Raw genomic sequence first — 22771 nt, 5'->3', positions numbered from 1 at the left:
GCAGGGCGCGGTGAAAATCGCAAATTGCACAGCGATCGGAACCGTTGCGTTGGTTGGAAGGTTATTTGCCTTGCACCAGCGAAATTTTCGGCAACCCTCTGTTGGAAGAGATGCGAACTTTACTGGATCCCGCAAGTCGGTATGTCTTGACACGCTTCCTGCTTAAGCTCGCCTTTTTTGTATGTCTCGCGTCGGCGCTGTGGCGATGGGGATTTGGCCGGACGCTGGCCAACTTGCTGGTTCTCGCCGCTTTGTTGGACGTTGGTATTGCTATAGCTCGGCAGACGCCATTTCACGCGCCGACAGTCACCTATTGGATGAAGCGATCGCCACTCTTTTCCTGTCTCTTCTCGTCTTATGGAAGCTGGCATGATCACGAAAGAATTCCCGTCGACTTCGCTTTTCTGATTGGGGTAGAGGGATTGGGGCTGTGACAATTGAAGCGAAGCGGTCCTCCAGCCCCAAATTGCGCCGACCCGTTGTGCATCGGCTACGCCGAGCAGCCCTGATAGAGCGGCTAGGACCAGGGCTCATCACAGGGGCGGCCGACGACGACCCCAGCGGCATCGCGACCTATTCGCAGGCCGGCGCCCAGTTCGGCCTCAACATGCTTTGGAGCATGGTCTTCACCTATCCGCTCATGTGCGCGATACAGATGATTAGCGCACGGATCGGCCGCGTTACAGGACATGGGCTTGCTGCCAATATGGGCCGCGTATTTCCGGCTTGGGTCGTCATGATCCTGGTGGCGCTGCTGTTCATCGCCAACACGATCAACATCGGCGCCGATCTGGCGGCGATGGGTGCGGCAGCAAAGCTCGTGCTTGGTTGGGGCCAGCACTCATTTACCCTTGGATTTGCCGTCGTCTCGCTCGTCCTGCAATTGTTCATCCCCTATCACCTCTATGTTCGCTATCTGAAATGGCTGACGTTGGTGTTGTTCGCCTATGTCGGGGTTGTTTTCACCGTCCATATCGATTGGGGCGACGTTGCCCTGCGGACTGTTGCGCCCCGGCTCAGTTTCACCGGCGACATGATCACGATGGTGGTGGCGATCCTCGGAACCACCATCAGCCCCTATCTCTTCTTCTGGCAGGCATCGGAAGAGGTGGAGGACGAGGAGGCTGACGCCGCGAGCAAGTCCCTGCTAGAAAAACCTTCCCAAGCACCACGCGAGTTGGGCCGAATCCAGTGGGACACCTATCTCGGCATGGGTTTCTCCAACCTGATCGCCTTCTTCATCATCCTCACGACGGCCGTTACGCTGTACACCAGTGGCAAGACGGACATCCAGACCGCCGCTGACGCTGCCAACGCGCTGCGGCCCGTAGCCGGCGACTTCGCCTTTCTGCTCTTCAGTCTTGGCATCGTTGGCACAGGTCTTCTCGCAATCCCGGTTTTGGCGGGCTCGGCCGCTTACGCGATCGGCGAGTCTCGGCGCTGGAAGACTGGTCTCGAAAACAAGCCGTGGCAGGCAGTGGGTTTTTACACTGTGATCGGCCTGGCAACGTTGCTCGGCATCGCTGTCGACTATTCACCGATCGATCCAATCAAGGCGCTGTTCTGGACTGCAGTAATCAATGGGGTAATATCGGTGCCCATCATGACTGCGATGATGGTGGTAGCTTCTCGCCGCCATGAGATGGGCCAATTCGTGGCGACGCCTGGCCAGCGCGTTCTCGGATGGGCGGTCACCGCGATCATGGCTGGCGCAACAGTCGCTATGTTCATTTTCAGCTAGGAAGGATGAAGGTTCGATCGATACCTACATCTCGTAAGGCTCGGTTTGATCTCCTATGTTGCGCGCTGCCTTTAACTTCTCGCGGTTGCCACGCTCGGTGTCATGCGGTGGCTTTATCGCCGAACGCTGATCACTCACCATATGACCGGGCGTTTCTTCGCGACCGCGAAGCGTTTGGAACAGTGCGTGCTGACCAACTCATGGCGTGGGAAAGCAGGTCTTGAGCCGCCCGGAAGATGAAGGAGCGGCGTCTCTGGTAGCCAAACAGGTTTTGCATCGCGATCCGACAAGGCCAGCGCGTTCTCGGATGGGCCGTCACTACGAAAATCCCCAGCGCAACATACTCAGGAATATTTGAACGTGGCCACCATTTTTCACCATGATTGGATTGACCGGCAACGCCAAAACGCTCATCGAATGACTGCTACGCAAAGGAATTCCGGCTCCAGCACCAAACGACAGTGGTCGATTGGTGGCTGAGGTTCTACATCATGTTCTGCCGGCAGTGGCCGATTTTTGGGTGACTAATGGACACGAACCTCGAACTGACCGAGCCCTTCGACGCCGCAGCCCTCGCCGCGCGTCTCCCCAACGAATATGTCGCCGACAGCGTCGAAATCCTCAATCAATGTTCGCCCGAAGAGGCGGTCGAGGTGTTGGCCTTGCTGCCGCTCGATCGCGCGATAGACATCTTCGACCAGCCGGGCCTCGATGAGCCCGCCGAGCTGATCCACATGATGCCGAGGCCGCTGGCCACCGCGATCCTCGAAGGCATGTCGGCCGATCAAAGGGCCGACATCTTCCGGCGTCTCGACTCCTCCGAGTGTGACGACCTGCTGTCAGCGCTGAAGGCCGACACGCGCACCTCGATCAGCCAACTCCTGGCCTATCCCAAGCATTCGGCCGGTAGTCTCATGACGACGGAATTTGTGAGCGTGCCCGCGACTTGGACGGTGGCCCAGACTTTGGAGCATATCCGCCTCGTTGAGCGCACTCGGGAGACGGTCTATTCCATCTACGTCCTCGATCCCAAATCCAAGACGCTTCTGAAGGCCGTGCCATTGCGGAAGTTGATCACCGGAGAACCGTCCGCCTCGATTGTCTCGATCACGCCGCCGCGCAAACCGCTCTACGTCACGCCGCTGATGGATCGCGAGGAAGTGGCGCGTCTGATCTCCAAATACGACCTGCTGGCGCTTCCGGTCGTCGACGCCAAACATCATGTTCTCGGCATCGTCACCGTCGACGACATCATCGACGCGATCGTTCAGGAAGGCACCGAAGATGCTCAGAAATTCGGCGGCATGGAAGCGCTCGACCAGCCATACATGGAGATCGGCATCTTCGAGATGTTGAGAAAACGCGGCGGCTGGCTGGCAGTGCTGTTTCTTGGCGAAATGCTGACCGCCAATGCCATGCAATATTTTGAAGGGGAACTGGAGAAGGCGATCGTGCTAACGCTTTTCATCCCCTTGATCATGAGTTCGGGCGGCAATTCCGGTTCTCAGGCCACCTCGCTCATCATCCGGGCGCTCGCGCTTGGTGAAATACGCTTGCGCGACTGGTGGCGAATTGCCTTGCGCGAACTGCCGACAGGCATGGCGCTCGGCGCCATTCTGGGCGTCATTGCCGTCATCCGCATCACGGTATGGCAGAAGTTCGGGATCTACGACTATGGCGAGCACTGGCTGTTGTTGGCGCTGACCATCGGCGCTGCCCTGGTCGGCATCGTCACTTTCGGCTCGCTGTCGGGATCAATGCTGCCCTTCATCCTCAAGCGACTCGGCTTCGACCCGGCCAGCGCCTCGGCGCCATTCGTCGCCACCCTCGTCGACGTGACCGGCCTAGTGATCTATTTCACCGTGGCGCTGATCTTCCTGCGTGGAACGCTGCTCTAACTTCAGTACAGGTCGGCGCGATTCTTTGGAGCGGGGGGCAACAATGATTGGTCTTTCCGCTGTGAATTCCGCGCTATACGAGCGGCTCTGCCTGCGGCTTTCGCGAGCCCTTCTTATGGTTAGCCACAGTCTCCTGCGCACTGCGGCCAGAAGCTATTGGCGCGGCATGGTCGGCCGAAGAGGCCTGCGGTGTGCTCTGTGGATTTCGTCCCGCCTGGATCGTGCCGGCATCAGGCTGCTGCGCCGCAGCTATCACAATCGGTGCGCCGATAGGGACGGATGAGGTAGCGGACGAACGTTAAGACAATCGCCGGCAAATGGGCTATCATGCCATCGTTCTTGAAGTGGCAGCTACGGGCGGCCTCACGGCGGTGACCGCCCCCGACACACGGGAGGATGGTTATGGCCGGCTTTCATGTCATGGCGGACGCGTATGGGATGCATGTGCAGCCCACGGTGCGCCGCATCACCACGACGGATCTCTGGGACGCGCTCAGGCTCGGCGCCGAGGATTTCTGGGCAAAACCGTCCCACTATGTGTTTCTGTGTTTGATCTATCCGATCGTCGGCCTGATCCTGACGCAGTGGACGTCGGGCTCCAATGCCATCCAGCTTGTCTATCCCTTGATGTCGGGCTTTGCCCTGGTCGGGCCTTTTGCCGCGATCGGGCTTTACGAAATCAGCCGCCGGCGCGAGCTCGGCATAAACACAGATTGGCGCCATGCACTGGATGTGCGCCGTTCCCCGGCGCTGCCGTCGATCGCGGTCATCGGCATCATGCTGTTTGTGCTGTTCCTGTTGTGGCTGTTCACCGCGCAATCGATCTACACCAGCCTGTTCGGCGAGCAGCCGCCGGCCTCGATCGGCGCCTTTGTCCGCGACGTGCTGACGACCGGCAAGGGCTGGACCTTGATTCTGCTTGGCAATGCGGCCGGTTTCGTCTTTGCCGTGGTGGTGCTGGCCACAACGGTGATCGCCTTTCCGCTGATGCTCGACCGTGATGTCGGTGCCGTCTCGGCAATCGAGACCTCGGCCCGCGCGGTGATGGCAAACCCGCTGCAGATGGCGCTGTGGGGGCTGCTGGTCGCCGTGCTTCTGGTGATCGGCTCCATCCCGCTGTTTGCCGGGCTGGCGGTGGTCATGCCGATCCTGGGCCATGCCACCTGGCATCTCTACCGCAAGGTGATCGAGCCGGCGCAGATCCGGCCGATCCGCCGGCCGATGTAGACCAGAGCATCAATCCCCAAAAGTGGGAACCGGTTTTGGGATCATGCTCTGCCGGAGGGGCTCAGCGCTGCGCGTCGGTCGCCATCTTCAGCGCCAGCGCCGTCAGCACGCCTCCCATCATCCAGCGCTGGATGACCAGCCACAATGGCCGTCCGGCAAGGAAGGTGGCGATCGACCCGGCCGTAACCGCGATGATGGCATTGACGGTCAGGCTGATCGTGATCTGCGTCGCGCCCAGAACCAGCAGCTGCGACAGGACATGGCCTTTGCCGATGCTGATGAATTGCGGCAGCAGCGACAGATAGAGCACCGCCACCTTCGGATTGAGCAGATTGGTCATCAGCCCCATGGCGAACAGCTTGCGCGGCCTGTCTTTCGGCAGGTCACGCACCTGGAACGGCGAACGCCCGCCAGGCTTCACGGCCTGCCAGGCCAACCACAAGAGATAGAGCACGCCGGCAAAGCGCAGCGCATCATAGGCGAAGGGCACGGCAAGCAGCAGTGCGGTGATGCCGAACGCCGCCGACACCACATAGAACAGGAAGCCGACCGCGACCCCGCCAAGCGAGATCAGTCCAGCCTTCGGCCCTTGCGACAGCGAGCGCGAGATCAGGTAGATCATGTTCGGCCCTGGCGTCAGCACCATGCCGAGGCAGACCAGCGCGAAGGCGAGATGGTTGGCGATATCGGGCATTGTTCGTCCCCAAGCGTGCCGCGATGGATGCGCGATCTCGCGAGCGACCAATATGTGCCTGTCACGGCAGGCGCCCGCAAGGGCTTGGCGGCGCCAGGCGTTGCGCCAGAGGAGCGGTTCATGCATGTCGCCCAAAAGTGACCTCGGTTTTGGGAGAACGACATGCATAGAAACAAGGACCTAAAGCGCGTCGCATGAATCCGTTTCGATGCGACGCGCTTTAGCCGACCACCCGCAGGTTCGACAGTTCGTTGCCGATTTCCTTGAAATCGTTCGACAGGCTGGCGCCGGTCGCATTCCAGAACAGCTTCGCCGGCTTGCTCGGATCCGTCGGATCCTTGCGGAAGCGCGAGTCCGACGAGCAGGATTTCAACGCATCGATCGCCAGCTTGTCGCTGGCCTTGGTTGTCGACAGGTCGAGTGCCACCGTCATCACCAGGATGTTGGCAGCCTTTGCGTTGTTGCAAAGCGTTGCCATCTGCTCGTTGAGCGCATTGGTGTAATTGCCGTTCGAATAATCGAACTGACCGATGGCGCTTGACGTGCCCATGAACATGCGGCCGACCGAGGTGCCGTTGTAGCCGGGGTTGAGGTAGCCGTAGGACGCATAGGTCGATTTCGAGTTGGCGGGATCTGAATAACCCAGCGAGGACGGCGTATAGTAGGTGTTCTCGCCGTCGGTCAGCACGATCACCACCTTGTCGTTGCCTTTTTCCGTTTCCGGGCGCCCTTGCGTGAACGGTTCGCCGCTTGAAACGACCCGCCAGCCCCACGCCAGGCCCTCGGGAACATTGGTGCCGCCATTCGGCTGCATCAGGTCGATCGCGGCTTTGATTGCGGTTTGCCCATCGGCGACGCTGACGTCGGTCAGCGGTGTGATTGGACCGGTGGTGCAGCTGTAGTTCGGGCCGTTGCCAGTGGGCAGAGCCGGCGCATCGATCGGCCGCGGCTGGAAATATTTGGCCATGTTGCGCAGCCGTGATTGGCCGGTGCTGCTCGAAGGATCGTCATTCCACCAGCTGTTCACCGCCCCGTAGGTCACCGGTGCGGCCTCGTTGGGGTTCTGGGTGAGCTTCCAGTGATTGCCGGGCTCGTCGGGGGCGAACATGGGCACGAACATCGTTGCCGGATCGCCGACACCTATGCCGGTGTTGGCCGAGCCGCCTGACGGCGGGGTGTCGTTGACATTGTAGGGGTAGGGCCGGGCCTCCACGCAGCCCTGCCAGCTGGCGAACGGGCCGTAGGAATCGATGTAGTCATACTCGTCGTGGCTGCTTTTGCAGGTGTTGTTCGAATTGTATGCGTCGCAAACCACGCGCTTGCTGTTGACGACACGCTGGTGGTTGGTGACGACCTTCATGTCCCGGTAGAGTGAAAACCGGGTCAGCATCTGGCCTTCTTCGCTGCCCCAACCTGTGCCGCGCTTGTACCAGATGCCGTTGGTCTGCTGCGCGTATTTGTTGGCGGCGTTCAGCGTCGACCAGTCGAAATTCTCGTTCGACACCGGCGACAGGCCCTCGGTGTCCATCCAGGATGCGTTGCCATTGCTGGGGCCGACATTGACCGAAGCGGCAAAGGGCACCAGTCCGAATTGCACCGGTTTGTCGACCTGTTTGATCATGACCGCCTGCTGGGCCAGCGTGTCGACCAACTGCTTGGACGCGGTCTTGAGAAGATCGATGCGCTTTTGTCCCGACCCCGTGCCGAGCATGGTCATCGATCCGGAATTGTCGAGCACCAGGGCAACTTCCAGCGTGTTCTTCAGCCGCACCTGGGAGGTGACGTTGAAGTTGATCCTTTGGTTCGCATCGGTTGCGGATTTACCGACGAGCTGGGCGAAGGCCGGATAGAAATAGGGCTTGTAGGCAAGCTGCGCCGTCATCGTGAGCAGGCCGCCGCCGCTGGTGTTGCTCGGCAAGGTGACGTTGAGCGTCGCGCTGGCCGGATCGATATCGTTCAGGTTGGCATTGAAGAAGTCGAGCGCATAGGCTCTCAACTGGTCGTCGGTCGCGCCTTCCGTCAGCCGTCGCGCCGTGGCGAAGTTGGCGGCGTCGAGTGCATTCGTCACCATCTGCTTTTCACGGTTCATTTCCGTGAAGTCGACCGCAATCGCCAGGCCGCCCATCAGCGGCACCATCGCCACAGCAGTCATAAGAGCATAGTTGCCACGTCTGTCGCGGCGGAACTGGCGCCAAAGTTCATGCATGTCTTGCAGCGGCCCCCGCCGGCGGATTCTCGATCGGCGCCAGCTTTCCACAAAACGCTGAAGGACGGGTTTGGGAAACCGCTCTATTGCTTGGCTGGCGCTTCACCAACCGCTAACCAATGCAAGGGCAGCGGCCGCGATGCGGTTCAAAACAAAACGCCCTGCCGAGGCAGGGCGTTCATAGGCGAGATCGGTGGATCAGCTGACGATGCGCAGGTTGGACAGCTCGTTGCCGATCGCCTTGAAGTCGTCGGACAGCGTTGCCCCGGTCGAATTCCAGAACAGTTTCATCGGCTTGCTCGGGTCGGTTGGGTCCTTGCTGAAGCGGGAATCCGAAGAGCAGGCCTTCAGCGCATCCATCTGTGTTTTTTCCGCGGTCTTGGTCGCATCCAGGTCAAGCGCAATGGTCATGACCATGATGTTGGCGGCTTTGGCGTTGTTGCACAGCGTGGTGAAATACTCGTTCATCGCCTTGGTGTAATTGGCGTTGGAATAGTCGGTCTTGGTGACACTATTGCTGGTGCCAAGGAACAGCCGGCCATAGGTGTAAGCGCTGCTGAAAGGCAAGATGTAGCCGAGCGCCGAATAGATGGCTTTGCTGCCCGCCAGATCGTTGCCGCCGTAGGCCCAGTTGGTTCCAGAGTAGGTCTGGGCCGTCACTGACGTAGGTGTGTAATACGTGTTCGCACCATCGGTCAGGACGATCAGGACTTTGTCGTTGCCTCTTTCCGTCTCGGCCCTGCCCTCGGTGAACGGGGCAGTGCTGGAAAGGGTCCTCCAGCCCCAGGCCATGCCTTCCGGCACATTGGTGGCGCCGTCAGCGGCCATGGCGTCGATCGCCGCCTTCACCGCGGTCGCGCCAGCTGTCGTGGAAACGTCGGTCAGCGGCGTGATCGCCGTGGTGCTGCAACTCGTGTTCGGGCCGGCATCCATGCCATAGGCTGGAGTAACCGTGGTGCCCGGATCGGTAAAATATTTCGGCATGAAGCGCTGACGTACTGCGCTCGTGCCCGTCGACACATCGGTAAGCCAATTGTTGTTGGCGGGACGAGCCGGGTTGTTGTTGTCGGTGAGGTCAGTTTCATCGGGTGCGAACATCGGCACGAACATCGTCGCAGGCGTCCCGGTCGCCGCCGCGGTGTCGTTGATGTTGTAGGGATAGGGCCGTGACTCGACACAGCCGCCCCAGGAAGCGACGTTTCCGTAGGTGTAGTTGTAGCCGCTTTGCCAAGTTCTGCATGAGCCGTTGGAATAGGTAGCGGTGCATCTGAATTGCGCGACATAGGTGGCCGTCGCCGTGCGCTTCATCTGATTGTAGATGGAGAAACGCGTCAGCGGCAGGTCTTTCTGGGTCGCGTCCCAGCCGCTGCCTTTGGCGTACCAGACGCCGGCAATGTTCTGCGCGTACTTGGTGGACGAATAGGTCGAACTCATGCTCGCCCAGTCGAAATTCTCATGATGGATCGGCGAAATCCCGGTGGTGTCCATCCAGGACGCCGAGGCGTTGTCAGGGCCGACATTGACGGAAGCGGCGAAGGGAACCAGGCTGAACTGGACCGGTTTGGTGACCTGCTTCATCATCTGCGCCTGGCCGGCCAACTGGTCCACCAGTTGCTTGGCGGCATCCTTGAGAAGATCGAACCGCACCTTGTTGGAACCCTTGCCGAGGTCGGTCATCGAGCCGGAATTGTCGAGCACCAGGGACACTTCCAGCGTATTCTTCAGGCGGACTTCGGAGCATGTGTTGAAGGCGATGTCGGTGACGCCGGCGCTGCCGCCCAGCAGTATTCTCGCCGTCGGCTGGAAGTAGGGCTTGTAGGTCAGTGTGCCGCAAAGCTTTAAGGTGCCGCCGCCGGTGTTGTTGTTGGGCAGCGTCACAGCCAGCGAGGTGTTGGCCGGATCGATATGCATGAGATTGGCTTCGAAGAAATTCTTGGCGTAGGCCTTGGCGTCGGCGTCGCTGGCACCAGCGACGATCTGCTGGGCGGTGGCGATACCGGCGGCGTCCAGGGCGTTCAAGGTGTTCTGTCGCTGACGCACCATTTCCGTATAGTCGACGCCAAGCGCCAGGCCACCCATGAGTGGTACCATGGCGAGGACGGTCATCAGCGCATAATTGCCACGCCGATCGCTTCCGAATCTCCGGATCATTGCCTTGAATCACCCCCGCCAAATCAATTGTTGGTGAGGACCGTGTCATAAATCGTTAAATTTCAGGTTGCCGTAATATGTCCAAGATCGAGCTGCCCCTTCAACGCCCGTTAACCAAACGCTGTCCAGTCGCGGCTTTTGGCGCCGACACATGGCGCCGATCGGGTGGACAGGGACGCCTTCGCGTCGATCTCCAGGTGAAAGCTGGTGACAGCATGGATCGGTTCGGATAATTCGAATCCGCTGCGGCGAACCGTCGGCCGCGCGGCACTCGCAACGCGCATATTGAAGGAAACGGCATGGCGGATTCGCCTGAAATCGTCGACGCGCTCGAAGACGTCTCGAAGGCCTATTCTGCAATTCTTTGCGATGTCTGGGGCGTGGTGCACAATGGCGAATGGCATTTTCCGGCGGCCGCGGCGGCGCTGGCCAGGGCGAGGGCAGCCGGTATCCCCGTTGTCCTGATCACCAATTCGCCCCGCCGCAGCGCCGATGTCGTGGCTCAGATGAGCGCAATCGGCGTTCCGCCGTCAGCCTACGACCGTGTGGTGACCTCGGGCGACGTGACCCGTGACCTGATCGCGGAGGGCCCACGCAAGGTCTTTCACATCGGCGCCGACCGCGATCTGACCCTCTATGACGGCCTCGATGTCGATCTCGTCGAGGAATTCGAAGCCGCCGGCGTTGTCTGCACCGGGCTGTTCAACGACGAGGTCGAGAAGCCTCAGGATTATGCGGACCTTTTGCGCCGATTGCGGGCCAGGAACCTGCCATTCATCTGCGCCAATCCCGATATCATGGTGGAGCGCGGCGAACGGATCATCTGGTGCGCCGGCGCCCTGGCGCGCGACTATGCCCAGTTTGGCGGCCGCACGCTGATCGCGGGAAAGCCCTATGCGCCTGTCTATGACGTGGCGATGAAGGAGGTGGCGGAGGTGCTTGGCCGGCCGGTTGAGCGTTCTCAGATATTGGCCATCGGCGACGGGATGATGACCGACGTGAAGGGCGCGGCGGACAATGGTTTCGACGTTCTCTATATCTCTGGCGGCATTCATGCCCGTGACTATGGCGATGCATCCCGGCCAGATCCGGCAAAGCTCGGGCTCTTCCTGGAACGGCACGGCTATCGTCCGGTGGCCGTCATGGTCAGACTGCAGTAGGTGTCAATGGTAGCCTTCCAGCATCTCTCGGCAACCTCGCCGCTGCCCGCCGATCTGCGTGGCGGCGTTGTCGCGATCGGCAATTTCGATGGCGTCCACCGTGGCCATCAGGCGGTGCTCGAACGGGCGTTGGCCGAGGCTGTGCGGCGTGACGTGCCGGCCCTGGTGCTGAGCTTCGAACCGCACCCGCGAAAGGTCTTCAGGCCTGACATACCGCTGTTCGTGCTGACGCCGCCGTCGATGAAGGCGCGGCTGCTGTCTTTGCTGGGCTTTGCCGCACTCGTCGAGCAGCCGTTTACACGCGACTTCGCCTCGCAGTCGGCGGAAGCTTTCGTCACCAACGTGCTGGAGAGGACACTTGGCATCACCCACGCCGTGACCGGTTTCGATTTCCATTTCGGCAAGGACCGCCAGGGCGGACCGGCCTATCTGATGGCAGCCGGCGAACGCCATGGCTTCGGCGTCACGCTTGTCGACGCTTTTCGCGACGAGGGCGCCGAGGTGGTTTCGTCAAGCCGGATCCGGGCTCTGCTCTGCGATGGCGAGGTGGCCGAGGCCGCCGGTCTGCTCGGCTATCGCTTCACGGTGGAAAGCGAGGTCGTCGGCGGCCAGCAGCTTGGACGAACGCTCGGCTTTCCCACGGCGAATATGAGGCTTCCCGCGGAAGCCACCCTCAAGGAGGGCATCTATGCCGTCCGCTTTCGGCGCGCCGACGGCACGCTGCATGACGGCGTCGCCAGCTTCGGCCGCCGCCCGACCGTCGACGACAATGGCGCACCGCTGCTGGAAACCTTCGTCTTCGATTTTTCCGGCGATCTCTACGGCGAGACCTGCCAGGTCTCGTTCTTCGGCTTCCTGCGCAGCGAGATCAAATTCGACGGGCTCGATGCGCTGGTCATGCAGATGAAGCGCGACGAAGCCGAGGCGAGGGCGCTGCTTGCCGGCGTCAAGCCGCTTTCGCAGCTCGACGCCGCCATTGCATTCTGACTTACTTTTTCAGCGCCAGGCCGACGGCGATGAAGGTCCAGCCCTGGAAGATCAGGTCGATCGCCAGGAACAATCCGAGCACCCACAGGCTGTTGACCGGCCAGCCCATGGCGATGATCAGGCCCGCAAGCACGCTGATAAGACCCGCCGCGACGATCCAGCCCCAGCCGCTTTCCGGACGATGGCTGTAGCCGACCCAGGCCCGCAGCGCGCCGGAAGCGACGAGCGCAACGGCCAGCAGGAAGGTCAGCACCGCCGAGGCCAGCAGCGGATTGTCGAAAGCGAAAAATCCGGCGACCGCGTAGAGCAGTCCGCTGAGCAGCCAGTAGAAGAAGCGGCCCCAGGTCTTGACGCCGAAAGCATGCATGATCTCGATGATGCCGGCCACCAGCATCAGCCAGCCGACGACATAGACGGAAGCCACCGTGGCGATGAACAGATTGCCGAAGGCAATGCCGCCGAGGATCAGCAACAACACGCCCAGACCGACAAACCATCCCCACTTGTCCCGCGTCTGGCCGATCGCGTTCTTCAGTGTGTCGCCGTGCAAGGTCATGTCGCCACCTCCATTGAGGACCGCCAGCATGCAGCGAAGTTACCCCCGGTGCCGGTCCGCGTCCAGCCGATGGCGGGTCCGATGGTGCAGGCAATGCGAGGCGGATGTCTCGGCCTTAAATCAAATTTTACCAAAGCCTCGTCAAAGCTGTCACCGAAGGACAGTTGTATCGTGTTAGTGGAGTGGCCATGAGTCCGGTCGTGAAGATTTCTGCAGCCTTGGCTACCGTAATGCTGGCCACGTCAGGCGCGGCCGAGGCCGGCGATGGCGCTTTCGGCTGGCTGTCCGGCGACTGGTATCTGACGGTTGGCGCCACAGGCCTGGTCGCGCCGAATTTCGAGGGCGGCAAGAAATACATGCTTAGCGCCCAGCCCATCATATCCTTGGGCAAGGCCGGCCCCCAGGCGCGCTTCACCTCGCGCAACGACAACATTTCGCTGGCGCTGGTCGACGATGGCGGCGTTCGCGCCGGCCTGACCGGCAAGTTCCTGTTCTCACGCGATGACAGCAATGCCGACGAACTCAAGGGCCTCGATCCGGTGCGCTGGGGCGGCGAAGTCGGCGGCTTCTTCGAATTCTATCCGACCGACTGGCTACGCGCGCGTGCCGAATTGCGGCATGGCATCCGTGCCCATAATGGCTTTGTCGCCGATATCGCCGCCGACGCCTTCTATGATGTGACGCCAACCGTCAGGATTTCGGGTGGCCCGCGCGTGTCCTTTGCCTCGGCCAACTATTTCGACGCCTATTATGGCGTCAATGCGCAGGAAGCCGTGGCCTCGGGTCTGAGCCAATACAATCCCGGTGGCGGCCTGAAATCCGTCGGCCTCGGCGGCGCGGTGACCTGGAAGGTGACCGATCCGATGACAGCCAGCCTGTTCGGCGAATATTCGCGCCTGGAGGGTCCGGCGGCCGATTCCAGTCTGGTCAGGGAGCGCGGTGACCGCAATCAGTTCATGGTCGGTGTGTCGACCACCTATCGCTTCGACTTCAAGATGTAAGCGAATCGAACGAGACGCTTTATTCCTGCGTCCATCTCCGCTAAAAGCCACGCGATGATGAGCTTTTCGCGCCTTTTCGCGATCGCGATACGAATTACTGGCCCGGTGTTCCGGGTGGCCTGAGCGCCGCCGGAGCCGCCGGGAGTTTCGCGCGCGCCCTCGCGCTTTTTCCAGAACATCGACGCATATCGCCCAAAAGTGGGTCCGGTTTTGGGAAAACGATATGCGTCAATCAAAGACTTCAACGCCCCGGGCTTTGTACCGACGGGCTACGCAGATGGCAGATCAATGACCGACACTGTTGAAACGATCGACTATTCGAAGACGCTTTACCTGCCGCAGACGGATTTCCCGATGCGCGCCGGCTTGCCCGAGAAGGAGCCGGTGCTGGTCAAGCGCTGGCAGGACATGGACCTCTACCGCAAGCTGCGCGAGAGTGCCGCTGGCCGCACGAAATACGTACTGCATGACGGCCCGCCCTACGCAAACGGCAACATCCATATCGGCCATGCGCTGAACAAGATCCTCAAGGATGTCATCACCCGCTCGTTCCAGATGCGCGGCTATGATTCGAACTATGTGCCCGGCTGGGACTGCCACGGCCTGCCGATCGAATGGAAGATCGAGGAGCAGTACCGCGCCAAGGGCAAGAACAAGGACGAGGTGCCGGTCAACGAATTCCGCAAGGAATGCCGTGAGTTCGCCGCGCACTGGATCACGGTGCAGGGCGGCGAGTTCCAGCGGCTCGGCGTCGTCGGCGACTTCAAGAATCCCTATACGACGATGGCATTCCATGCCGAGTCGCGCATCGCCGGCGAATTGCTGAAATTCGCTATGTCGGGCCAGCTCTATCGCGGCTCGAAGCCGGTGATGTGGAGCGTCGTCGAGCGCACCGCGCTGGCCGAGGCCGAGATCGAGTATCAGGATTACGAGTCGGATACGATCTGGGTGAAGTTCCCCGTCGCCAGCCTGGTCCGCCCGATCGATGACGGTGAGGCCAAACTGACGGAGGGCGCGCTCGATCTGCTGCAGGCGCATGTCGTCATCTGGACGACGACTCCCTGGACGATCCCTGGCAACCGCGCCGTCAACTATTCGCCGCGTATCAGCTATGGCCTCTACGAGGTTACGGCTGCCGAGAATGCTTTTGGCCCACAGCCGGGCGAAAAGCTGATCTTCGCCGATGCATTGGCTGAAGATTCTTCGGCGAAGGCCAAGGTGACCTTGAATCGCCTTCGCAGTGTTTCAGCGCAAGAGCTTGGAAGCCTTACGCTTTCGCACCCCTTCAAGGGCCTCGGCGGCGGCTACGAGTTTCCGGTGCCGATGCTCGCTGGCGACCACGTCACCGATGACGCGGGCACCGGTTTCGTCCACACCGCTCCCGGCCATGGCCGGGAGGACTTCGATGCCTGGACGGATGCGGCGGCGGATCTGCGCGCGCGCGGCATCGATGCGGCCATTCCCTTCACTGTCGACGATGCCGGCTTCCTGACCAAGGATGCACCGGGCTTTGGCCCCGACCGTGAGGGTGGAGCCGCGCGCGTCATCGATGACAACGGCAAGAAAGGCAACGCCAACCAGGCCGTCATCGACGAGCTGATCAAGCGCAACGCGTTGTTCGCGCGTGGCCGCCTCAAGCACAGTTATCCGCATTCCTGGCGATCGAAGAAGCCGGTCATCTTCCGCAACACGCCGCAATGGTTCGTCTACATGGACAAGGACCTCGGCGACGGCACGACGCTGCGCAGCCGCGCGCTCAAGGCCATCGACGACACGCGCTTCGTGCCGGCTGCGGGCCAGAACCGCATTCGCGCGATGATCGAGGAACGCCCCGACTGGGTGCTGTCGCGCCAGCGCGCCTGGGGCGTGCCGATCGCCGTCTTCGCCGACGAGGATGGCAAGGTCTTGAAGGACGAGGCGGTCAACCAGCGCATCATGGATGCCTTCGAGGAAGAAGGTGCCGATGCCTGGTTCGCGGCGAACGCCAAGGAGCGTTTCCTCGGCAATCACGATGCGTCCCGGTGGAAGCAGGTCATGGACATCCTCGACGTCTGGTTCGATTCGGGCTCGACGCATGTCTTCACGCTGGAGGACCGTCCTGACCTGAAATGGCCGGCCGACGTCTATCTCGAAGGGTCCGACCAGCATCGCGGCTGGTTCCACTCCTCGCTGCTCGAAAGCTGCGGCACCAGGGGCAGGGCGCCTTACGACACCGTCGTCACCCATGGTTTCACCATGGACGAGGACGGGCGCAAGATGTCGAAATCGCTCGGCAACACCGTCGTGCCGCAGGACGTCATCAAGCAGTCCGGCGCCGACATCCTGCGCCTGTGGGTGGTGACGACGGACTATTGGGAAGACCAGCGGCTCGGCAAGAACGTGCTGCAGACCAATATCGACGCTTACCGCAAGCTGCGCAACACCATCCGCTGGATGCTGGGCACACTCGCCCATGACGATGGCGAGACCGTGCCGCTGGAAGCGATGCCGGAGCTGGAGCGGCTGATGCTGCATCGGCTGGCCGAACTGGATGAAGTCGTGCGCTCTGGCTACGACGCCTTCGAGTTCAAGCGCATCACCCGCACGCTTCTCGATTTCATGGTCGTCGAGCTGTCGGCCTTCTATTTCGACATCCGCAAAGACGCGCTCTACTGCGACGCGCCGTCGAGCCTGAAGCGCAAGGCCTCGGTGCAAGTGGTGCGCCATCTCTTCGAGTGCCTGGTGAAATGGCTGGCGCCAATGCTGCCCTTCACCATGGAAGAGGCCTGGCTCGACCGGCATCCCGATGCCGTGTCGGTGCATCTCGACCAGTTCCCTGAGATCCCGGCGGACTGGAAGAACGAGGCGCTGGCGGAGAAATGGCGCAAGGTGCGGCAGGTGCGCCGCGTCGTCACCGGCGCGCTCGAGATCGCGCGTGCCCAGAAGGTGATCGGCTCCTCGCTGGAGGCGGTGCCGGTCGTCACCATCAACGACGCAGCGCTCGAGGCGGCGATATCGGACGTCGACATGGCCGAGATGGCGATCACCAGCGATCTTGTCATTGCCCATGGCCAGGCGCCGGGATCAGCCTTCACGCTCGACGACGTCAAGGGCGTCGCCGTGGTGGTCGAGAAGGCCGAGGACCGCGGCCTGGTCAAATGCGCGCGTTCCTGGCGCTACACGGCCGATGTCGGGCAGGATCCCGCGTTTCCCGATGTCTCGGCGCGCGATGCCGCCGTGCTGCACGAACTGAAGGCGCTCGGCCGGCTTTAGGTGCATGTCGCCCAAAAGCATGCCCTCGGGCCTGACCCGAGGGTGTGCCGCGGTTTTGGGAAAACGACATGCACCCGATCAATAGTGCATGTCGCCCAAAAGTGTGCCGCGGTTTTGGGAAAACGACATGCACCCGATCAATAGTGGGTTGTGTGCGTCAAGTTCTGCAAAAAGGGGCGGCCATAGTGCTGGTCATGCGGCTTGGCGTAGAGCGAGCTTTTTGTGCTCGCGCAGGTCGTCCATGTTGATGTAGCGGTTGGCCTCCATCCAGTTTTCGTTGGTCTCGACAGCCAAGGCCCTGACAAGGCGCAGGCAGCTTTCGGCGTTGGGGAAGATGCGTACGACATAGGTGCGCCGGCGGATTTCCTCGTTGAGGCGCTCGAGCATGTTGGTGGACTTGAGATGCTTGTGGTGCTGTCTCGGCAGCCTGAAGAAGGTCAGAGTTTGTTCGATGGCATCTTCGGCCCAGCCTGTCAGGCGCGGATAGCGAGGTGACCATTTGGCAAGCCATGCGGCGAGATCGGCCCTGGCCTCGGCGAGATCGCGTCGGTCGTAGAGCCAGCGCAGCTCCTGCAGGCAGTCATCGCCGTGCTTGCGCGGCAGATGATCGAGCGCGTTCCTGAGGAAGTGCACGTAGCAGCGTTGCCGGGCGGCTTCCGGGATCACCTCGCCGATCGCCGCCACCAGGCCGGCGTGATCGTCGGACACGACCAATTCGACGCCCTTGAGGCCGCGCGCCTTCAGTGAGACGAGAAAGTCTTTCCAGGCCGAACGGCTCTCGCGATTGGCCATCTCCACAGCCAGGATCTGGCGCCGGCCGTCCCAGTCGATGCCGACCGCGATCAGCACCGCCTGGCTCATGACGACGCCGGCTTCACGCACTTTCTCGTAGCGCGCATCGAGGATGAGGTAAGCAAACGGCTCTTGAAGGGGACGCCTGGCAAAGGCAGCGAGGCTCTCGTCCAGCCGCTTGTTGATGGCCGAGATCGACGAGGCCGAGAAAGCATGGCCGCACAGCTCTTCGGTGATCGCCTTCACCTTGCGGGTCGACACGCCCTGCACATACATCTCGGCCAGCGTCGCCACCAAAGCCCGTTCCGAACGCTGATAGCGCTCAAACAACTCGGTCGAGAAGCGCCCCGAGCGGTCCTGCGGAACCCGCAGCTCAAGCTTGCCGACGCGCGTCACAAGGGTGCGGCCATAGTAACCCGAGCGATAGCCAAGCCGCTCGGGCGTGCGTTCGCCCTTCGAAGCACTCAGCGCCTCATCCATCTCGGCCTCGAGCACCTCCTGCATCACCGCACGGATCACTTCGTGAAGTCCGTCCGGGTTCGAAAGCAGAATGTCTTTGACGGAGGCGCTGGCGGTCTTACTTTCAATCTTGGTCATGGTGGCGTTCCTTCGCGGGAATCGGTGACGTGAACAATCACCAGCCTGCCATGACCGCCCCTCTCTCAGCGAATTTGCAGAACTCTCAGCACACTACCCAATAGTGCACAAATGCCACGCCGGGCGGTGCAAATCCGCCCGTGCGTTGCCCTTAACGAGTGGTTGAGGTAAACACGCGAAACTCCGGAAGACAAATTGTCGCCGGATTTCCGTCGCAAGTGCTTGGACGATGGGGATCGGTCATAAGACCGGTGGCGATCGAGAGGCTGTCTAGAGTGGGACTTTTTGGCATGACCGAGAGATATAATGCGCGCCTTGCGCTGCTGGCGCCGCTTGTCGCATCGGGCCTCGCTTTGTCCGGCTGCATGGGCTCTCCGACTTACGGAACAGACAAGACCGCCAGCGAACAGTTGGTCGGCGATCTCACCGGCGCCGTTTCCTTCGCGCCCAAGCGCAAGGACCCGATCGACTACAAGCCGCGCCCCACCTTGGTGAAGCCCGCTCCCGGACAGAAGGAAGCGCTGCCTGCACCGCAGGACAGCATCCAGTCGGCAAGCGCCGAGTGGCCCGAATCGCCCGAGCAGCGTCGCGCGCGGCTGCGCGCCGACGCCACCGCCCACCAGAATGATCCGAGCTATCAGTCAGAGATCGTCGACGATGTGCAGACCGATCCGGCCTCGGTCAAGAAGGCGATGGCGGATTCAGGTTCCAGTCACCCGCCGGCGTGGACCCCCGCGGACTCCGACAAGGGCCGCGCCGCCGAAATTCAGCGCCGTCTTGCGGACTCCAAGCAGGGCGACCCCAACACTCGCAAATATCTGAGCGAGCCGCCGTTGGCCTACCGTGTCGCGTCCGACACAGCGCCGCAGAACGTACTCGGCGAGGACGAGTACAAGAAGGAACGCCGCCTGAAGAAAGAGGCGGAAGGCAAGAAGAGCGGCTGGTTCGACTGGTTGCCGTCGCTGTAAAGCAATTCCAGGAAAAGTGTGAAACGGTTTTCCCGGGAAAGGCGCGTAGCGTTTTCCTTGGGGAATTGCGTCAAAACAAAGAGTTAGAGCAGCCCGCCGTTTCGGAGAAACGGTGAACTTCTCTAAGAACGGCCACGCTGCCCTTTTCGGAGGGCATGGCGCGGTTCAGTCGCGCCGTTCCCTGAAAAATTCCTTCAGCAGCAGGGCCGCTTCGGTCTCGCCCATGCCCGGATAGATGTCGGGCGTATGGTGGCAGGTCGGCGAGGCGAAGAAGCGCACGCCATTGACCACCGCACCGCCCTTTTCGTCGGCGGCGCCGAAGTAGAGACGGCGCAGCCTGGCGAAGGAAATGGCGCCGGCGCACATGGCGCAAGGTTCCAGCGTCACATAGAGATCGTGGCCAGTGAGCCGCTCGCTCGAGAGTTTCCCGCAGGCTTCGCGGATGACCAGCATCTCGGCATGCGCCGTTGGATCGGCAAGCTCGCGGGTGCGGTTGCCGGCTTTTGCAACGACTGTGTTGCCCGTGGCGATGACGGCGCCGACCGGCACTTCGCCACGCAAGGCTGCCGCTTCGGCCTCCTTTAGCGCCAATGTCATGAAATCAGGCCGCTTCAAGCGGTTTCCATTCCGATTATCTCCTCGCCACTCAGGCGTGATCCTGTTATTGAGCGCATCAACCCGAAAATCGGACTCGATTTTCGGAAAAGATCATGCGCCAAATCAAAGTGCTACAGCGTTCGTTGCGCGCCCGAAAGGATGCGCCACGCTGTAGCAGCGCAAACGGACAAAGGCCACATGGACGACAACGACAAGAAATCTCCGCGCCAAAAAGGCCCGGGCAAGAAACCTGCGGCTCCGCGAGGCGAGAGGGGCGGCAAGCCGTCCTTCGGCGCGAAGAAGCCTTATGCCCCTCGCGGCGACCGGCCGATGGCCGCCGAAGGTGAGCGGCCGAAACGCGACTTCAAGGGCGGCGACAAGCCCTTCAGCAAAGGCCCGCGCAAGCCCTACGCACCGCGCAGCGACCGCCCAGTGGCCGCCGAAGGCGAACGCAAGCCCTACGAGAAACGCGAAGGGCCGCGCAAACCCTATGCGCCGCGTGGCGATCGCCCGATGGCTGCGGAAGGCGAGCGCAAGCCATATGAAAAACGCGAAGGGCCGCGCAAGCCCTATGCGCCGCGTGGCGACCGCCCGATGGCAGCGGAAGGCGAGCGCAAGCCGTATGAGAAGCGCGAAGGACCGCGCAAACCCTATGCGCCACGTGGCGACCGTCCGATGGCAGCGGAAGGCGAGCGCAAGCCGTATGAGAAGCGCGAAGGACCGCGCAAACCCTATGCACCGCGTGGCGACCGTCCGGTTGCTGCTTCGGCGGAGGGTGGCGAAAAGCGCTTCGACCGTCCCAACCGTGATTTCGCGGACCGGCCCAAGCGCGACTTCGGCAGTGACAGACCCAAGCGTGATTTCAGTGATCGGCCTCAGGGCGCATCGGGCGGCGGTTTCAAGCCGCGCCCGCGTTCCACCGAGGCAACGGAAGAAGCCGGCGAACGCATCGCCAAGCGGCTGGCGCGCGCCGGGCTTGCCTCGCGCCGCGACGCCGAGGAATTGATCGCCGCCGGCCGCGTCAAGGTCAACGGCCGCGCTTTGACTTCACCGGCCTTCAACGTCATGCCGGGCGACATCATCCATCTCGACGGCATGGAAATCCCGCCGATCGAACGCACGCGCCTGTTCCTGTTCCACAAGCCGGCCGGCGTCGTCACCACCAACCGCGATCCCGAGGGCCGCAAGACCGTCTTCGACGTGCTGCCGGCCGAACTGCCGCGGCTGATGACCATCGGCCGGCTCGACATCAACACCGAAGGTCTGCTGCTGCTGACCAATGATGGCGGCCTGTCGCGCGTGCTCGAACTGCCGGCCACCGGCTGGCTGCGCCGTTACCGCGTGCGCGTCCACGGCAAGGTCGAGGAAAGCGCGCTCGCCGGCCTGCGCGAAGGCATTGCCGTTGACGGCGTCTTTTACGGCGCCATCGAGGCCACGCTCGACCGTGAGCAAGGCACCAACGCCTGGCTGACGATCGGCCTGCGCGAAGGCAAGAACCGCGAAGTGAGGAACATCCTTGGCTCGCTCGGCCTCGATGTGACACGGCTGATCCGCATCTCCTACGGCCCGTTCCAACTCGACGACCTCGCCGAGGGGCACGTGCTGGAGATCAAGGGCCGGGTGCTGCGTGACCAGCTTGGCGAGCGTCTGGTCGAAGAATCCGGCGCCAATTTCGACGCCGAGGTCACCAAGCCGTTTTCCAACAAGCCGGTGCGGCGCACTGAAGTTCGCGAGCCGGAACCCGAACGGCCGAAATTCACCCGCGATGGTGAGCGCCGGCCGATCGGCGAGGGCGGGTTGATCAAGAACCGCAAGCGCCGCGAAGGCAGCCGCGACGAGGCATTGGGCAAGCTGTCGACTAGTCCCGACAGAGGCGAGAGGCCGGAAAAGAGCTTTGGCGAACGCGGCCCTAGGCCCGAACGTGGCGGCTTTGGCGACAAGCCCCGCGGTAGTTTTGGCGACAAGCCGCGCGGCGGCTTCGGCGACAAGCCGCGTGGCGGTTTTGGCGGAAAGAAAACCGAGCGCGAGCAGCGGCCGATCGAGCCGCCCGGCCAGCGCAAGGCCAATGTCTGGATGGCGCCAGGTGCCCGGCCGATCGGCAAGGGCAGGGCGGAAGCCGACGCCGCCAAGGCGGCGGATGCCAAAGCGCGCAAGGCCTCGTTCAAGCCGTCCTATGGCAAACCCGGTGGCAAACCAGGCGGCGCAAAGCCGTTCGGCAAGCCGCGTGGCGAGCGTCCGGCCGGTGGCGGTGAACGGCCGCGTGGCGGCCCCAAGGGCCCCCGGACAAGATGAGAATCGTCGGCGGTGAGTTTCGCGGGCGTCCATTGGCGACGCCCCGCAGCAGCGCCATCCGTCCAACGACCGACCGCACCCGCGAGGCCGTCTTCAACGTGCTGGCGCATCGCTTTGCCGAACAGCTGGACGGCGCGCGCGTGCTCGACCTGTTCGCCGGCACAGGGGCGCTCGGTCTGGAGGCGCTGTCGCGCGGCGCTTCCTATGGCGTTTTCATCGAGGAATCGGCCGAAGGCCGAGGCCTGATCCGCGACAATGTCGAGGCCTTCGGCCTGACCGGCCGCACCAAGATTTTTCGCCGTGACGCCACCGGCCTCGGCGAGGCGGGCACGCTGGCGCCGTTCGGCCTCATCTTCGCCGACCCACCCTATGGCAAGGGCCTTGGCGAGCGTGCCTTGCAGTCAGCGAAAGCCGGCGGCTGGCTGCGGCCCGGCGCGCTCTGCGTGGTCGAGGAGACGGCGGCGGCGCCCTTCGAGCCTGGCCCCGGCTTTTCCGTGCTGGATGAACGCAACTATGGCGAAACCATCATCCGCTTCATCGAGGTCGCTTGATCCGCCGGCCTCTTTGCCGCCGCCTTTGCCGGCAACAACAATTCACTTTGCTTGTCGCCAGCACCTTGCCCTATCGTTGTACCCAAGCAATTCCAGGAAAA

General features: G+C 62.0%; 16 protein-coding genes. 10 read left to right on the top strand and 6 right to left on the bottom strand.

Features of this window, described 5'->3' with window-relative positions:
- Positions 1–436 precede the first annotated feature (436 nt).
- The 3 genes from DBIPINDM_RS39885 (at position 437) to DBIPINDM_RS39875 (ending at position 4866) form a co-directional block, all read left to right on the top strand.
- Positions 437–1741: an NRAMP family divalent metal transporter gene (locus DBIPINDM_RS39885; protein ID WP_416361804.1), complete on the top strand. Its 1305-nt coding sequence runs from the start codon at positions 437–439 to the stop codon at positions 1739–1741.
- A gap of 527 nt (positions 1742–2268) precedes the next feature.
- Positions 2269–3639 (top strand): magnesium transporter, encoded by a 1371-nt coding sequence (gene mgtE, locus DBIPINDM_RS39880; protein ID WP_258584501.1) that lies wholly within the window; start codon positions 2269–2271, stop codon positions 3637–3639.
- A 402-nt stretch (positions 3640–4041) separates the two neighbouring features.
- Positions 4042–4866, top strand: coding sequence for a DUF2189 domain-containing protein (locus tag DBIPINDM_RS39875; RefSeq protein ID WP_258584500.1), 825 nt, complete (start codon positions 4042–4044; stop codon positions 4864–4866).
- 61 nt (positions 4867–4927) lie between these two features.
- Here the strand turns inward: DBIPINDM_RS39875 and DBIPINDM_RS39870 are convergent, their stop codons facing one another.
- The 3 genes from DBIPINDM_RS39870 to DBIPINDM_RS39860 all read right to left on the bottom strand — a co-directional run bounded on the left by DBIPINDM_RS39870 (position 4928) and on the right by DBIPINDM_RS39860 (position 9917).
- Positions 4928–5560 (bottom strand): LysE family translocator, encoded by a 633-nt coding sequence (locus DBIPINDM_RS39870; RefSeq protein ID WP_258584499.1) that lies wholly within the window; start codon positions 5558–5560, stop codon positions 4928–4930.
- Positions 5561–5780: 220 nt separating this feature from the next.
- Positions 5781–7766 (bottom strand): TadE/TadG family type IV pilus assembly protein, encoded by a 1986-nt coding sequence (locus tag DBIPINDM_RS39865; RefSeq protein ID WP_258584498.1) that lies wholly within the window; start codon positions 7764–7766, stop codon positions 5781–5783.
- Positions 7767–7964: 198 nt separating this feature from the next.
- Positions 7965–9917 (bottom strand): TadE/TadG family type IV pilus assembly protein, encoded by a 1953-nt coding sequence (locus tag DBIPINDM_RS39860; RefSeq protein ID WP_258584497.1) that lies wholly within the window; start codon positions 9915–9917, stop codon positions 7965–7967.
- 299 nt (positions 9918–10216) lie between these two features.
- Between DBIPINDM_RS39860 and DBIPINDM_RS39855 the strand changes: the two genes are divergently transcribed.
- Positions 10217–11077, top strand: a complete 861-nt coding sequence (locus tag DBIPINDM_RS39855; RefSeq protein WP_258584496.1) for a TIGR01459 family HAD-type hydrolase — start codon at positions 10217–10219, stop codon at positions 11075–11077.
- A 6-nt stretch (positions 11078–11083) separates the two neighbouring features.
- A complete protein-coding gene (locus DBIPINDM_RS39850) occupies positions 11084–12064 on the top strand; it encodes a bifunctional riboflavin kinase/FAD synthetase (RefSeq protein ID WP_258584495.1) in 981 nt (326 codons plus the stop codon).
- Position 12065: 1 nt separating this feature from the next.
- On the opposite strand, the gene DBIPINDM_RS39845 is transcribed toward DBIPINDM_RS39850, so the two are convergent.
- The gene (locus DBIPINDM_RS39845) at positions 12066–12620 is read right to left on the bottom strand and encodes an HdeD family acid-resistance protein (protein WP_258584494.1); all 555 of its coding nucleotides are present in this window, start codon (positions 12618–12620) and stop codon (positions 12066–12068) included.
- 188 nt (positions 12621–12808) lie between these two features.
- On the opposite strand from DBIPINDM_RS39845, the gene DBIPINDM_RS39840 reads away from it, so the two are divergent.
- On the top strand, positions 12809–13621 hold the full coding sequence (locus tag DBIPINDM_RS39840) for a MipA/OmpV family protein (protein WP_258584493.1): 813 nt from the start codon (positions 12809–12811) through the stop codon (positions 13619–13621).
- A 288-nt stretch (positions 13622–13909) separates the two neighbouring features.
- Complete coding sequence (gene ileS / locus DBIPINDM_RS39835) at positions 13910–16873, top strand: isoleucine--tRNA ligase (RefSeq protein ID WP_258584492.1); 2964 nt, start codon at positions 13910–13912, stop codon at positions 16871–16873.
- 192 nt (positions 16874–17065) lie between these two features.
- Here ileS and DBIPINDM_RS39830 read toward each other — a convergent pair whose 3' ends face one another.
- Positions 17066–18262, bottom strand: coding sequence for an IS256 family transposase (locus DBIPINDM_RS39830; protein WP_258584491.1), 1197 nt, complete (start codon positions 18260–18262; stop codon positions 17066–17068).
- A gap of 290 nt (positions 18263–18552) precedes the next feature.
- On the opposite strand from DBIPINDM_RS39830, the gene DBIPINDM_RS39825 reads away from it, so the two are divergent.
- Complete coding sequence (locus DBIPINDM_RS39825) at positions 18553–19230, top strand: hypothetical protein (RefSeq protein ID WP_258584490.1); 678 nt, start codon at positions 18553–18555, stop codon at positions 19228–19230.
- Between the two features lie 165 nt (positions 19231–19395).
- On the opposite strand, the gene DBIPINDM_RS39820 is transcribed toward DBIPINDM_RS39825, so the two are convergent.
- On the bottom strand, positions 19396–19845 hold the full coding sequence (locus tag DBIPINDM_RS39820) for a nucleoside deaminase (protein WP_258584489.1): 450 nt from the start codon (positions 19843–19845) through the stop codon (positions 19396–19398).
- A gap of 180 nt (positions 19846–20025) precedes the next feature.
- On the opposite strand from DBIPINDM_RS39820, the gene DBIPINDM_RS39815 reads away from it, so the two are divergent.
- A complete protein-coding gene (locus tag DBIPINDM_RS39815; protein WP_258584488.1) occupies positions 20026–22119 on the top strand; it encodes a pseudouridine synthase in 2094 nt (697 codons plus the stop codon).
- Complete coding sequence (gene rsmD / locus DBIPINDM_RS39810) at positions 22116–22670, top strand: 16S rRNA (guanine(966)-N(2))-methyltransferase RsmD (protein ID WP_258584487.1); 555 nt, start codon at positions 22116–22118, stop codon at positions 22668–22670. The genes DBIPINDM_RS39815 and rsmD overlap by 4 nt, the downstream gene beginning before the upstream one ends.
- Positions 22671–22771 lie beyond the last annotated feature (101 nt).

The organism is Mesorhizobium sp. AR02, assembly GCF_024746835.1.
Classification (GTDB): domain Bacteria; phylum Pseudomonadota; class Alphaproteobacteria; order Rhizobiales; family Rhizobiaceae; genus Mesorhizobium.
Note: the sequence above shows the minus strand (reverse complement) of the source record. Positions and strands in the feature narration are given on the sequence as shown.

Bases quoted from the DNA above. Each gene is read 5' to 3' on its own strand.
- DBIPINDM_RS39815 (WP_258584488.1), top strand. From the start codon at position 20,026: ATGGACGACAACGACAAGAAATCTCCGCGCCAAAAAGGCCCGGGCAAG.
- DBIPINDM_RS39875 (WP_258584500.1), top strand. From the start codon at position 4,042: ATGGCCGGCTTTCATGTCATGGCGGACGCGTATGGGATGCATGTGCAG.
- DBIPINDM_RS39825 (WP_258584490.1), top strand. From the start codon at position 18,553: ATGACCGAGAGATATAATGCGCGCCTTGCGCTGCTGGCGCCGCTTGTC.
- DBIPINDM_RS39845 (WP_258584494.1), bottom strand. From the start codon at position 12,620: ATGACCTTGCACGGCGACACACTGAAGAACGCGATCGGCCAGACGCGG.
- ileS (WP_258584492.1), top strand. From the start codon at position 13,910: ATGACCGACACTGTTGAAACGATCGACTATTCGAAGACGCTTTACCTG.
- rsmD (WP_258584487.1), top strand. From the start codon at position 22,116: ATGAGAATCGTCGGCGGTGAGTTTCGCGGGCGTCCATTGGCGACGCCC.
- DBIPINDM_RS39855 (WP_258584496.1), top strand. From the start codon at position 10,217: ATGGCGGATTCGCCTGAAATCGTCGACGCGCTCGAAGACGTCTCGAAG.
- DBIPINDM_RS39850 (WP_258584495.1), top strand. From the start codon at position 11,084: ATGGTAGCCTTCCAGCATCTCTCGGCAACCTCGCCGCTGCCCGCCGAT.
- DBIPINDM_RS39840 (WP_258584493.1), top strand. From the start codon at position 12,809: ATGAGTCCGGTCGTGAAGATTTCTGCAGCCTTGGCTACCGTAATGCTG.
- DBIPINDM_RS39870 (WP_258584499.1), bottom strand. From the start codon at position 5,560: ATGCCCGATATCGCCAACCATCTCGCCTTCGCGCTGGTCTGCCTCGGC.
- DBIPINDM_RS39860 (WP_258584497.1), bottom strand. From the start codon at position 9,917: ATGATCCGGAGATTCGGAAGCGATCGGCGTGGCAATTATGCGCTGATG.
- DBIPINDM_RS39865 (WP_258584498.1), bottom strand. From the start codon at position 7,766: ATGCATGAACTTTGGCGCCAGTTCCGCCGCGACAGACGTGGCAACTAT.
- mgtE (WP_258584501.1), top strand. From the start codon at position 2,269: ATGGACACGAACCTCGAACTGACCGAGCCCTTCGACGCCGCAGCCCTC.
- DBIPINDM_RS39830 (WP_258584491.1), bottom strand. From the start codon at position 18,262: ATGACCAAGATTGAAAGTAAGACCGCCAGCGCCTCCGTCAAAGACATT.